Below are 13,428 nucleotides of genomic sequence, written 5' to 3'. Positions count from 1 at the left end.
TCACCCTGTTTGTTTTTTATACCATAATGCAATAAACGGACGATTCAAAATTTCTTTACTAAATTTTTTACTGGTACGAATCACTTCACCGAGTTGAGCAACTACAGCTATATCTGCAATGGTTTGGCTGTTTCCAACTAACCATTCACTTTGTGACAAAACCTGCTCAATACGGTCGAGATGTCGTATAAATTCTTCTTCAACATTTTCAGCTTTCATACGTCCTAAGCCTTGAAAGAAAAGCTGTGTTTTCAACTCGGCTAAAATAAAACCTTTTACCATAGGCTTTTCATAAGCTGGACGACCAATACTACTAATGCGAATCGCTTCTTCTAAAGCTTCTGAGTCATTTACGCGTAAATAGACTTCATAAAAATAAAGAGATTCATCTGCCCAATCTTCCCAAAGTTCAGCAAGAGCTTTTTGATTTGGATCTTCAGGGTAAAGCCGAGGTGTGTCTGGAAAAGCTTCATCTAGATAGCGTGCAATCCGAGTACTGTCTTGAATTCGCTGACCATTATGGTCAATGACAGGTACTTTACCCACCTTACTTAGCAGAGGAACTTTCGCTCCAAGAATGCCGTTGTAGTTAACTGTATCAAATGGAATTCCCTTAAATCTCAAAGCCCTTGAAATTTTTTGACAAAATGGAGAAATTTCCCATTGATGTAAAATAATATTCGACATTTATTCACCTTTATTTTTAATTGCCTTTTATCTAGTTCTCTTTTAGAACTAATCAATAAATATACAGAATGTTTTTTTAAGTCAAACTATTTTTGATGACGAATAAGTTCCGAAAGCTAAGAATTATTTGATTTTTACTACTTATTTCAGAACATTTTTCAAGCGATATAATTTGAATTATAGGAAGCTCTGCCTTAAAAAGAACTTCCTATATAATAGATTAGAAAATTAATAAGTCACTGTAACAACAACACTATCAGAATAGACGCCAGGTCTACTTGCGATGGCGGTACCTTGCGGAATCTTTCCATAAACTGTAGTCGTTTGAGCGCTTCCTGTACCTGTTTTTGAGACTCCCCCTGTTCCCCCAACATTGGTTACGCCTCCCGTGGCATCCCATACCGTACTATAGTTAGAATCTTTATATAGCTGATAGGGAATAAATTCATTATTACTATTGATCATACGCCTAAAGCCCCCAGCTATACGGTTATTACCATCCCCTAAATAAATACTATATGGCGTTCCAAAATTACAGGTCGTATTCACTGCTCCTTGCGCTGTGTAATCACGACTCGTTGTACTAATATCATTGATATTTCCAAAATCAACAGTTGAGGTTGAGTTTAATTGGCACAGGCTTGGGACCACAAAGTTTGCTGTTAGCAATGTATCGCCTGAATCCCAGCCACCAAGTAAATCACCACATGACAAACCCAAAAGATCCATATCCCAATACAACCGAACCGAAGCCGTATATGTTCCTTGAGGGTATGCAATGAGAGACCCTGTTCGAGCTGGTACTTTTATATTTACCGAGAAACTCACAATATTATTTGATGCGACTGTTGGTACTGGGCCATACCACACATTGGAGGTTTGGTTTGTGGTAGAAGACCCAGCTCCGCCTACAGTTGCAGTAACTGTATAGGGTAATGAAACACTGTTAATTGCATTTGTGGTTCCCGTAAATACGGTTTTCATACACATGAAATTAGAAATCTGGGGAAGCCCTAAATTCGTGCAAGTAATTGTTCCTGAAAGGTTTACGGTTGCATCACTATTGATATTTGCTGCTGTGTAGATAAAGGTGTTATTTGTGGTCCCACTTACCGTACAAGCTGCATGTGCCGGACTAAAAAATGCATAAACAAGATAAAATAAGCAAATACCTACAAAGTATTTTAAAAACAATGGAAAAAACTTATAGCTCTCTATTTGAGCCTTATTCATAATATTTAATGACATACATAAGGTCCCAATTTTTTAGTTGAGTACTGATTACTGTTATATGTGAAGTCAACTTGGCAGGAGCCATGATCCAGAAGATCAACTTCAAGTTTGTTTTGCTTCAATAGGTTTGGAATAAATACTTCACCATCATACCCAACCATCCCATTTTGCTGACCATTAATTCGAACGGTATAACCTGGCATTAACGGCGAATTATTTTCATCAACCAGTTTCACTAATCCAGAAATGACCTGATGAGCACCGAAGTCGACCAAAGTTCCTTGACGGTAACCCACGACTGTTTTTTGATCTGTAGATTTAACATTCCAATTCAGAGGAAGATACGATGGATCTAAATAAATATGGTTCACTTGATATGGCATGAGACTAGGAATCAGAAATCTTCCAGACTTGTCAGTTTCTCCCAAATTGACCCCGCCATTTATAATTTGACTTTGTGGCCCTGCATTAGTGACGACCGCATAGCCGTCGCCAATTTCATTAGCCGCAAAGATACGTCCCGCTGCCGCAACCAATGATCCCGTCGCCGAAAGTGCAACCTGATCATTATCCCCAAATCGGTTATAGCGTCCCGTCAGGTAAGCTGCTCGTGCTCGGTAAGAGGCATAAATCGAGGCATTGTTTTCATTGGCATCCTGATCTCGCTCAACATAACCACCCCAGCCAAATGAACCAATTTGCGGTTCTGATAATCCGAATATTTCTTGACGATACCGTAGGCTACCGCTGTCACTAGATACACTCGTGATCGCATTCACCTTACTGGACGGTGTATATCTCAGCGCAAAGTAAACTCCATAATCCTTGTGGTTTTCATAATCTTTATACGCTGATGCATAAAACCCCCAGTTCTTGTCCAGACTTCCACTTAAATTGGTAGACAGTAATTTATAGGAGTTGTCACTATATTTGATCTGGTTATAGCCCAGATAAACCCCATAGCCTGCATAAAAGTTATAGTTAATCCCTGCCCTGAAAATCTCATCTGCCAGTGCGCTGTGGTTCAGGTAGTTCTGTGACTCGGCATTGATCTGGTTATCTTTTAAATATCTCACTTGAGATACACGGGCTAGGTCAAAATAGTTATCAAATACTTTGCGGTAACTGGTGTTAAATGAAATGTTCTTACTGATACGCCCTTCTAAACCCAGCAAGGCAGAATAGCCGTTTTCATCTTTATACTGGCTCGCTGCAATATCGGCATTCATCACGCCAATACCCAAAACATTCTTGGCAAATCCTGTGCCGAGATTCGATAACCCATCTGTCGAAGCTTCTGCTCCACCACTTAAGGTCAGTGAGTTACTGTAACCGTATCGGATCGCACCTGATGCAAAGGTGGCATCATCATAATCGTTTGAATAGAGTCCATAGTTGTAGCGCGGAATACCAACATCTATTGAAAACTCATTAATACCTTTTGCCAGAATCTTGGATGAAAAATAGTACGGCTTTTTGGTAATGCTCTGCTGACCCGTTGCATCTGTGGTCACCAGTGTGACTTCATTTCCTGAAATAAACGGAAGCTGTTTAATATCAAAGGGACCAGATGGCACTAGACCTGAATAAATCTTTTGCTGGTTGACGTATAAATCTAGGGTTGAAGGCAATGCTGCCGAGCCAGAGAATTGAGGGAGTGCCGAAGTGACAATATCCCCGCGTTGGCTATAAGCACTCGACCACTGAAAACCGGCCAGACGGACACTGCTTCCCCAATCCGGGCTATTAGAAATAAAGTCCCCTAGGGTATATATCCTGATCTTTTCAGGGTCAACATATTGCCACTTACTTTCTAGGCGCACCCACTTTTCATGGCTATAGCTAGTTTCATTACTACCGTTATATAAAACGCCTGAAGAAAAGTTACCGATTGCGCTATTAAAGATCCCTTCTGCCGTACCTGAGAAAACATTCTCATCATTGGTTATGGTGTTATACAGACTGTAGTTCAAAATAGCCGCGTTTAAGGGCTTCATCTTTAGCAAATGCGGGCTAGTGACCTGCTGACTACTTAAGTCAACTGAATAACCCGTTAACATGTTCGACGGAACTTTTAAGTTTAAAGACTGCTCATTCTCTAGATATTTAAACTGGATTCCGTTTAGATCATTAATACATACCCACTGATTATCTGGGATATGTTCATCCATTTTTAGTCTTAAAGTTTTTAAAGTGCTAGATCGAATATATAGTTTTCCATCCTTAGATTGCTTTACTGCAACCAAATCTTCATTAGCATTTGAGTTAATCGAAACATTTAAAAATAGATGAATGAAATTAATATCTTGCTCCTGCTCATTCGCTCCTACTTGTGTATATTCACCATTGCTACCTACAGATTTAGGAACACTGGGAACTGCAGTATTCGTATGATCTAGTAACTGTTCGGCAAAAGAATATGCAGGAAAATACGCAACACATAAGACACCTATAATGTATTTCATATAAGCCTCTTAAAGTGTGGTTTTCTTACCATTAACTGTTAGAGATACGCTGTATTTATGATTTGGTTGGTAGGTAAAGTTACTAATCGAGTAACTTTTCGACTTCTCTGCAAGAATATAACCATTCACAGTATTTACTTTAATGGGATAACTTTTATTTGCTGTTGTATCAATAAGCATTAGACTATTTAACAGCGCATGTCGGTTACCTATATTGCTAATATTTAAAGAAGGTGTGTTCTGGTTAACATCAATTTTCCAACTCAGTTTGGTAATCGCATCTTTATTTACTACAAATACAGGTAATGATGAGCGAAGTAATACATTTACTCCCTGAGCTGCTTTACGGCTATCAATTGGTTTGGGTAACTCATCAATAATAATACGATAGGTTTTTTCACCAGAAATAGGTTCTGGGTTAATTCTAACTACACGTAAGTTATAAGAGTCACTAGGTTGTAGTTTTAAAAATGGTGGACTAACTACAATCTCATCCGTAGGGATTAGTTGATCTTGCCCAGCATTTTGTCTCCACTCAAATACACGCACCTGCAAATCAGCACTTTCATTTGACTGGTTATATAAACTAATTGAAGCAGCATTTTGATTACTTAATATTTCTACATTTACAGGTGAAAGACGGATTGTTGCGGCGTTAATAGAGCTAGATAAAGATAAGAATAATCCCATAATAATAAAAATATTTTTTTTCATGATTTGCTCAAATATAACTTTTTAATGTATTAGCCCTTTCAAAAGGGCTAACGTAATTCTAATTTATGCAAATTAATAAGTTACCGTGACAGTCACACTGTCAACATAGCTACCTGCACTTGGTAAAGTTGTTCCTGCAGGAATACGACCATATACATTTATAGTTTGAACATTACCCGTTCCGGTTCCACTGTAGGCAGTCGTTGCAATACCAATTGCTGTGGCACGTCCTGTGTCAGAGAAAAGGTTGTAAGGAATATATTCATTGCTAGTCGCCCCACCGATCATGCGACGTTGTGTTGATAAAACATTCTGACCACCATCAAATGACAAAGTCCATGGCACAGTATTATTACAAAGGACTTTAATTGAGGTACCACCAGTCGTTGTGGTATCTGCATCAACATTGCCAGCAAGTGAACTTAAAGTACCAAAGTCTAAAACGGCATTTGTTGTCGTGCCAGTTGCAGAGGTATTCAATACACAACTATTCGTTACTGTTGCTCTAACAGTTAATGTACCTGTTGCTGTAGCTGCATTTGCCGCATTGAGAGAAAATACTCCTGCAACAACTGCTGATAAATAAATAAAAGTCTTTTTCATGGCCAAAACCTTTTAAACTAAATTGTCGAATTAATAGATATAAAAAATTTAACCCTTATTCTTACAATCATTTTTATTTGACTGCTCTTTTAAAGCTTATTTTTTTATCCTACTTTCCAACATAATACATAAAAATAAATAAAATGCATGTTCACGTTATTATTTTAATTTCTAATCAATAAAACAAATTTACCTAAACCTATCTTACGGATACAAAAAAACAATATTTACAAAATATAAATATTTGATTTAAATAATTTTAATAAAAACACTAGAAAAAATATTAAGATAAATTTAAATAAATATTTCAAAATTTAGCTAACTTTAAAAAATTAAATAATTTTTACGAGTCAATTTATTTTTATATTATTTATCTCTTTAATTTTCATTTTATATTATTTCTTAAAAGTGCACCTTCAGAAAACTATTAAAGATTATAATTTATATAAAAATAAAATGATAAAAATGATCTACAGATGAACTATAACAAGGATAGTTTTATTTATTTTAAATATTGAAGAGCTATGAGATATAAAAAAATAAAGGCCTCTTTAGAGACCTTTATTTAGTAAATTTAAATAATTAAACGCTCAGCATGCTATTTAAAGTTTCAGAAACATTTTTCGATTTCACTTTAGGCTGCAATGCTTGTAAAGCTTGTTGTACTTGAGTGCGCTGAGGCTCTGCAAGAGTATACCAACGAGATAACACCTGTAACAGGCGTGAACCTAAAATCGGGTTTTTCTCGTCTAGATACTCTGCAAGATTAATAAAGTGAGCTACACCAAAACCCCAAGTATTTTCAGGATTATTTGACAAGCCACCACTTACCGCACGAATACGATTTGGAGTTGTTAAATCATAGTCTGGATGTTGAGTAAGGTACTCAATTGTTTCTGTTGTCGCATTTGGGTTTGCAGCTTGAATCATAAACCACTGATCTAAAGACAAGGCTTCATCTTTAAAGCGATCATAGAAATCAGCAAGTACCTCTTGAGCTTGAGGTGCATTTTGCCAAACTAATACACGTAACGCACCTAAACGTTCAGACATATTGCCTGTGTTTTGGTATTGAACATGTGCTAATTCAAATGCACTTTGATCGCCTTGACGAGTCATCATCATGAGCATGATATTCTTTAATGCACGAACGCCCATGGCTAACGAGAATTCTTTTTGCAAGTCTGGGTCAAGGGTAAGATAAGTATCTTTCCAGAATGAACCCAACTCTTGTGCTAAACGATTAAGCAAGGCTTCACGTTTTACATGAATATCTGCTGGTGCATAGTTCTGATCAATACGACTACCCAAATAACCTTCACTTGGTACATCAAACAAACGTGATGCTAAAAGCGGGTCACGACCAACCAACTCCGGCAAAGTGCTTTGAATAGCTTGAATGTACGCATCTGCAGAATGGTCTTCTAGCAAAATACGCTCAAGCAAGGTTTGCGTTGCTTGCCATTGGTTAAAGCCGTTGGTTTCGTGTTGAATTAAGAATGCTAATTCAGCATCGGTATAGTCAAATACAAGATTTACAGGCGCAGAGAAATTACGGAGTAACGACACAACTGGCTGTTCAGTCATACCTGTGAATTCAATGGTTGCTTCGTCTTGATCAAACAAGTACACACCATCTTTAACATCATTTACGAATAGACTGTTACTGTGCAATGTATATTGCTCCCCTGTTTTAGCGTTAAAAAGCGCTAAAGCAACAGGAATTGGAACAGCTTTTAAATTTGGATATTTAGGATGTGCTTTTAGGCTTTGTTTAAAACTTAAACGGTAAGTTTGCATCGCTGCATCATATTCACCTTTTGCTTCAAGCTTTGGCGTACCTGGTTGGTTGTACCAAGTTAAAAATACAGATAAATCGACACCTGAACCTGCAGATAATGCAGCAACCCAGTCTTCTACCGTTACAGCTTGTCCATCATGACGGCGGAAGTATTCATCTGTCCCCTTACGGTATTTTTCTTTACCAAGTAAGGTCGACATCATACGGTTAATTTCCGCACCTTTTTCATAGACTGTCGCTGTGTAGAAGTTATTAATTTCGACAAAGTGATCTGGACGCGGTGGATGCGACAATGGACCTGCATCTTCAGGGAATTGATGCGATTTAAGTACAGCCACATCGTCAATACGTTGAACCGCAGCAGATTGTAAATCTTCAGAGAAAGATTGATCACGGAATACCGTTAAACCTTCTTTTAAGCACAGCTGGAACCAGTCACGGCAAGTAATGCGGTTCCCTGTCCAGTTATGGAAATATTCATGGGCAATCACAGACTGTACACGCATAATCGCTGCGTCAGTTGTGTATTCTTCATCGGCAAGCACACATGAAGTATTAAAGATATTTAAACCTTTATTTTCCATTGCACCCATGTTGAACTGGCTCACCGCAACAATCATATAGTTGTCGAGGTCATAAGCACGGCCGTAGTGTTCTTCATCCCAACGCATTGAATGCTTTAAGGCTTCCATCGCGATATGGCATTTTGGAATATCTTTCTCAATGGCATAGATTTCTAAAGCAACATCACGCCCTTCCGAAGTCGTATAACGATCTTTAAGAACAGCTAAATCACCAATAACACAAGCAAACAAATAGCTTGGTTTTTTAGTCGGATCTTGCCAGATCGCAAAGTGGCGGTTTTCACCTACCTCACCTGTTTCAAGCAAATTACCATTGGCAAGTAACACTGGATATTTTTTGTCTGCTTCTACACGTGTCGTAAAGACTGAAAGTACATCTGGACGGTCTGGATAGAAGGTGATTTTACGGAAGCCTTCAGGTTCATTCTGGGTTACAAACAACTCATCTGCTTTATATAAACCTTCAAGCTGAGTATTGGTTTCTGGATGAATAATCACTTGAGTCTGCAAAATGACTTCATCTGGTGCATCAGTGATCACCAGTTGTTCACTGTCGAGTGAATATTGTGCAGGAGTAAGATCTTGACCATTGAGCTGAATAGATTGCAACTCAAGATCACGACCTAATAACACCAAGTCCCCAGCTGTTTGACGCTTCATGACTAATGTTGAATCAACAATTGTTTTGTCATCATATACTTGAATATCAAGATTAATGGATTCAACCAAGAATGAAGGTTTTTGATAATCTTTTAAATAAACTGTTTGATCTGCCTGAACTGGAGGCTGCGCCGCAATATTCATCTTTATTCCTTATATACTTTTCGGAAACCGTAGTACGAATTTTATGAACTTGATCATATACATTCATACATACCGTGTTTGTTTACCTTTATAAAATTAATGGGACTTCATTTATACATTTCAAATTAGAATCGTCTTTTATTAGCACAGATTAGACCAAATTTACGATAATCGTTGCTTATATAATCAATCTATACAATAAAAATAAAACAACTTCAGCTTTTAACATTTTTTAGAGTCAGCTTACATTTTGGGCATGGTTCTTGCCTTCATTAATACACCAATATAAATATTTCAATCAGAACAAGAGGTGTCAGTATGGAATTAAAAGCACATTTTCATCGTTTAGAAAATATTAAAGCAATTCATGATCTAGACGCAGCAGGACTCGATCACCATGTGATTGCGGTGTTTTTATCTGCGGAAGGTATTTCTATTACAGCTCAGGAGGTAACCTCTATCGTCAATACTTATGATGCTTTAGGTAAAGTAAAATTACCAAGTAAAAAAGTGCAGGCACTTATTAATGCCAAAAAGCTTGGACAGAATGATGAGAGCTTGCCGTGCCCTGTTTAATTTTAAATTTTAACCTCTTATGAAAACCTAAAGTTAAAACAAAGACTTTAGGTTTTCTATTTTTGCACCAAACAAAAAGACAATCTCAGCTATCGGCAATGTGGCTGTGTATAATAAGTCAGTCATGATAGATTTAAGCGTTCGGAGCAAAATGGTCTTACAAATTCTACAGAAACAGCTAGATGAAAGTAGCCATTGTCCTCTCTGCCAAGCGTCAATGTATTGGGTAGATGCCGAGCAATTTGAACAAGACATTCAGTTTCATGAATGCAGTCATTGTCAGCACCGTGTTTTTAAAGACACAAAAATGACTTGCCATTGTGAAACATGCACAAAACAACGAAAAAAGCTTTTACAGCAAACACGCCTACAAGAACAACGCCAGTTTAAGTCAAAAGAGCAACCACAACGTAGTCTGGAACAGCTCAGTTTTTTGCATAAACTTTTTTTACTTAGCCTGCTCGATGACTATGCACGAGACGATATTGCTCATGACGAATACATTCACTGGGACAAAATTAAATATCAGTCCATTACACCAAACTGGATGTTTCAAAACTATCTGATTAAGCAACTCCATAAAGATGGAATTTTAAACGCTCAAGACCAAGCTGATGAACCTCAGTGCTTTTATTTAAACATTCGCTTGGATGGTTATAGTGACCCAAGTTTATTTAGTGTAGCCCAGCAACTACGCCACTGGTTTTATGAAAATTTAAGTCTTGGTATTCCATTTTGTAGTGCCGATGAAGTAAAAGACGTACTTTTTCAGGTGCTCTATCAAGAGATTATTCAGTTTATGCAGTTCTATTGCCGAACTTGGGGCATTCAAATTGCAGGAAGCTCTAATTTCCAAACTTTTTGTTATCGCTTAATGGATTCACTAGCAATTGGGCAGATTTATTATTTAATTCAAACCGCACTCGAGTATCTTTATAAACAGAAAGCCCTACAGCCGCGTAATGAAAAATTTATTAACACCAATTTGTTGAAGAAAACCTTAGAGCAATATCGCGAGAGAGCCTTAGCTGAAAAGTGGGAAACCTCAATGTTGCCTCGTCCTCACAATATTCCCTACAGTAAAATGAGTTATATTTTACTTAACCGCTTCTTAGGTTACGACGAACAAATCTTTGTACAACCTGTCTGGAAAGCATGGCGAAAAATTGAACCTCGATTAAACTTTTATTCAGTTAAACGTTGTATGCACTGTGGTTCAAACGATTTAAGTGTTGATTATGATGCGGCAGATTATGTTTCTTTAATTTGCCAAAGATGTAAGCATCAAGATCATTATTTTACTCACTAAATCTACAATTACTTTGGCTTAATAAGGATAATAACATGACATCAGCATCGACTTTGATTGAGCAGGTAATTGACGCTTGGCAAAACATGCAGGCAAAGACGCCTCTTGTGCAATGCATTACCAATAGCGTCGCGGCCAACTATACAGCCAATGTTTTACTTGCTTCTGGTGCTTCACCTGCCATGATCGATAATCCTTATGAAGCAGAAAGTTTTACCAAAATTTCATCGGCTTTAAGCATCAATTTAGGCACCCCGACTTCAGAGCAAATGCAAGCCATGCAAATATCTGCCAAGACTGCACAGCTCAATGGCATTCCATGGGTGCTTGATCCAGTCGGCTATGGCCCAATTTTAGCTTGGCGTAGTCAAATGACAGACGAGCTTTTACAGTTCAAGCCAAGCATTATTCGTGGTAATGCTTCAGAAATTAGTACACTTGCAGGCAACCAAGTTCAATCTAAAGGTGTCGATAGTACTCTAAGTAGTGATCAAGCCTATCAACAGGCTTATACACTATTAGCACATGCGGACTGTATCGCTATTTCAGGTGAGTCAGATTATATTTTATCTAAAGAATTAGACGTCTTTATTCAAGTGAACGGCGGAAGTCCTTTACAACCAAAAATTACTGCAACAGGCTGTGCTTTAGGTGCGTTAACTGCAGCATATAGCGCTGTGACGACGCCAACCATTGCTGCTCTTTCAGCTCATGTTCATTTTGCGATTGCAGGTAAACTTGCTGCAAATCAAGCGCAAACTATGGGAAGTTTTAGCACCATCTTTATGGATTACATCCACATGCTAGATGACAACTTGATTGAGCAATATGCAGATATTAAGCTTTTAGAGATACTGGCATAATCTAGGTTATGCCTATATAGAGGTGGATCAGGAAATTTGAACAACACTTATAAGTGATATTTTGCTCCCCAAATGATGTTATAAACATCAATATATGGAGTATTTTATGGCACGTAGACCAAGAAGAAATCATTCAAATGATTTTAAAGCTAAGGTAGCACTTGCTGCGATTAAAGCAGAAAAAACACTTGCTGAATTGAGTGCTGAATTTGATGTTCATCAAAACCAAATTATCGACTGGAAAAATCAACTGATTTCAGCTTCCTCGCAAGCTTTCGATCAATCAAAAGCTCCAACAGAACCACCCATCGATCTAAAAAAACTACATGCAAAAATCGGTGAGCAGGCATTAGAAATTGATTTTTTAGAAGGTGTGTTGAAGAAACTGGGCCGCTTCAACCACAAAAGTTAATCGATGACTCACTTCAGATTTCAGTATCTAAGCAAGCTCAGCTGCTGAAAGTCTCCCGTGGTTGTTATTACTATCGCCCAAAACCTGTGAGTGCATCAGATCTGAAGCTGATGCGGTGTATGGATGAGTTACATATGCAATACCCTTTTGCAGGTAGCCGTATGATGCGTGATTTGTTGAATCGTCAAGGACATCATATAGGACGACGTCATACACGTACTTTAATGAAGAAAATGGGCATTAATGCGTTATATTGCAAACCAAATTTAAGCCAGGCTAATCAAGCTCACCGCAAATATCCATATCTGCTCAAAGGATTGGCTATTCAGCGCAGTAATCAAGTGTGGTCTACGGATATAACGTATATCCCTATGGCAAAAGGCTTTGTTTATTTATGTGCTGTGATTGATTGGCATAGCCGCAAGGTACTTGCGCATAGAGTATCGATTAGTATGGAGGTTACATTTTGCATAGAAACATTAAATGAAGCTATTGAAAAATATGGTCGACCTGAAATATTTAATACAGACCAAGGCAGTCAGTTTACCAGTGATGCATTTATTGATGTATTGAAATCAAATGACATCCAAATCAGCATGGATGGTAAAGGTCGATGGGTTGATAATGTGATGGTTGAACGATTATGGCGGAGCGTTAAATATGAAGAGGTGTATCTCAAAGCCTACAGCAATGTTTTGGATGCGAAGAAGCAATTAAACGCATATTTTGAATTTTATAATTTGAAACGACCTCATTCGAGTCTGGACAAAATGACTCCAGATGAGTTTTACTATGACCAGCTACCACAACAAAATAAGGTAGCTTAACTAGAGCAGAGTATCACTTATAAATAAGCTTTTAGTTGTTCAAACATGTGGGACCACCTCTTATCACGCTAGACTCACTTTAAAAGTAAGTAGATTTCTGTCCATTCGATAGCACTACTTTTACATAGTGCTAATCGCTATTCTTGATCGAAATTGCGCTTTTTAGTGTTATACAACTTGCTTGAAATAATCTTCTCTTGGCATATCGACAAGCTCAACGCACAATTGAATTTCTTTATTAAACTCTTGTTGTAGATATTTTTTATTACTAAGCACCGCTAATAACTGCTCACCCATAAGCTGTTTTTGTTCAGCCGTTCTTCCCGACAAAATATAGACCTTTGCATGAATATAAGCCTGTTCGGCTCCCAAGCCTATTAGGAAAACATCATCTTTACGCGCACGGCTTTTAATGTCTTCTGGACTAAATAGCTCTGTTTCAATCAGTGTGGTATTAATTTCTTCAAGTAATTGTTTTGCGTTTAATCCAGTTAAATTTTCTGAATAATCAACTACAACGTGCGGCATAGCCACCTCAATTTATATAATA

Annotated in this window: 11 protein-coding genes; 4 read left to right on the top strand and 7 right to left on the bottom strand. The window is 37.7% G+C overall.

The window, feature by feature from the left end; all coding sequences use genetic code 11:
- The 6 genes from H7R46_RS06905 to pepN form a co-directional block, all read right to left on the bottom strand.
- Complete coding sequence (locus tag H7R46_RS06905; protein WP_005068657.1) at window positions 1-687, bottom strand: glutathione S-transferase family protein; 687 nt, start codon at window positions 685-687, stop codon at window positions 1-3.
- A 228-nt stretch (window positions 688-915) separates the two neighbouring features.
- The gene (locus tag H7R46_RS06900) at window positions 916-1,935 is read right to left on the bottom strand and encodes a spore coat U domain-containing protein (RefSeq protein ID WP_005068655.1); all 1,020 of its coding nucleotides are present in this window, start codon (window positions 1,933-1,935) and stop codon (window positions 916-918) included.
- A complete protein-coding gene (locus tag H7R46_RS06895; RefSeq protein WP_005068653.1) occupies window positions 1,926-4,385 on the bottom strand; it encodes a fimbria/pilus outer membrane usher protein in 2,460 nt (819 codons plus the stop codon). The genes H7R46_RS06900 and H7R46_RS06895 overlap by 10 nt, the downstream gene beginning before the upstream one ends.
- Window positions 4,386-4,394: 9 nt before the next feature.
- On the bottom strand, window positions 4,395-5,099 hold the full coding sequence (locus H7R46_RS06890; protein WP_002119329.1) for a molecular chaperone: 705 nt from the start codon (window positions 5,097-5,099) through the stop codon (window positions 4,395-4,397).
- A gap of 72 nt (window positions 5,100-5,171) precedes the next feature.
- Window positions 5,172-5,708, bottom strand: coding sequence for a spore coat U domain-containing protein (locus H7R46_RS06885; RefSeq protein ID WP_197697247.1), 537 nt, complete (start codon window positions 5,706-5,708; stop codon window positions 5,172-5,174).
- A 576-nt stretch (window positions 5,709-6,284) separates the two neighbouring features.
- Complete coding sequence (gene pepN, locus H7R46_RS06880) at window positions 6,285-8,891, bottom strand: aminopeptidase N (RefSeq protein WP_005068650.1); 2,607 nt, start codon at window positions 8,889-8,891, stop codon at window positions 6,285-6,287.
- A 318-nt stretch (window positions 8,892-9,209) separates the two neighbouring features.
- Here pepN and H7R46_RS06875 point away from each other — a divergent pair, with 318 nt between their 5' ends.
- The 4 genes from H7R46_RS06875 (at window position 9,210) to H7R46_RS06860 (ending at window position 12,878) form a co-directional block, all read left to right on the top strand.
- Window positions 9,210-9,467 carry a hypothetical protein gene (locus tag H7R46_RS06875; RefSeq protein ID WP_005068647.1) on the top strand — a complete coding sequence of 86 codons (258 nt, stop codon included), beginning with the start codon at window positions 9,210-9,212 and terminating at the stop codon, window positions 9,465-9,467.
- A 151-nt stretch (window positions 9,468-9,618) separates the two neighbouring features.
- Entirely contained in the window at window positions 9,619-10,776 is a 1,158-nt protein-coding gene (locus tag H7R46_RS06870; RefSeq protein ID WP_005068644.1) for a hypothetical protein, read from the top strand.
- A gap of 35 nt (window positions 10,777-10,811) precedes the next feature.
- The gene (gene thiM / locus H7R46_RS06865; RefSeq protein ID WP_005068641.1) at window positions 10,812-11,639 is read left to right on the top strand and encodes a hydroxyethylthiazole kinase; all 828 of its coding nucleotides are present in this window, start codon (window positions 10,812-10,814) and stop codon (window positions 11,637-11,639) included.
- A gap of 94 nt (window positions 11,640-11,733) precedes the next feature.
- Window positions 11,734-12,878, top strand: a protein-coding gene (locus tag H7R46_RS06860) for an IS3 family transposase (protein ID WP_085944219.1) whose coding sequence is annotated in 2 segments (ribosomal slippage) — window positions 11,734-11,998 and window positions 11,998-12,878 — 1,146 coding nt in all. Because the reading frame shifts where the segments join, the coding sequence is not laid out codon by codon here.
- Window positions 12,879-13,046: 168 nt separating this feature from the next.
- Here the strand turns inward: H7R46_RS06860 and H7R46_RS06855 are convergent.
- Entirely contained in the window at window positions 13,047-13,406 is a 360-nt protein-coding gene (locus H7R46_RS06855; protein ID WP_005068638.1) for a 5-carboxymethyl-2-hydroxymuconate Delta-isomerase, read from the bottom strand.
- Between the last annotated feature and the right edge of the window lie 22 nt (window positions 13,407-13,428).

Origin of the sequence: Acinetobacter sp. BEC1-S18-ESBL-01 (assembly GCF_014169935.1) — a bacterium.
In the GTDB taxonomy this organism is placed as follows: domain Bacteria; phylum Pseudomonadota; class Gammaproteobacteria; order Pseudomonadales; family Moraxellaceae; genus Acinetobacter; species Acinetobacter pittii.
This window is presented reverse-complemented; position numbering and strand designations above follow the sequence as displayed.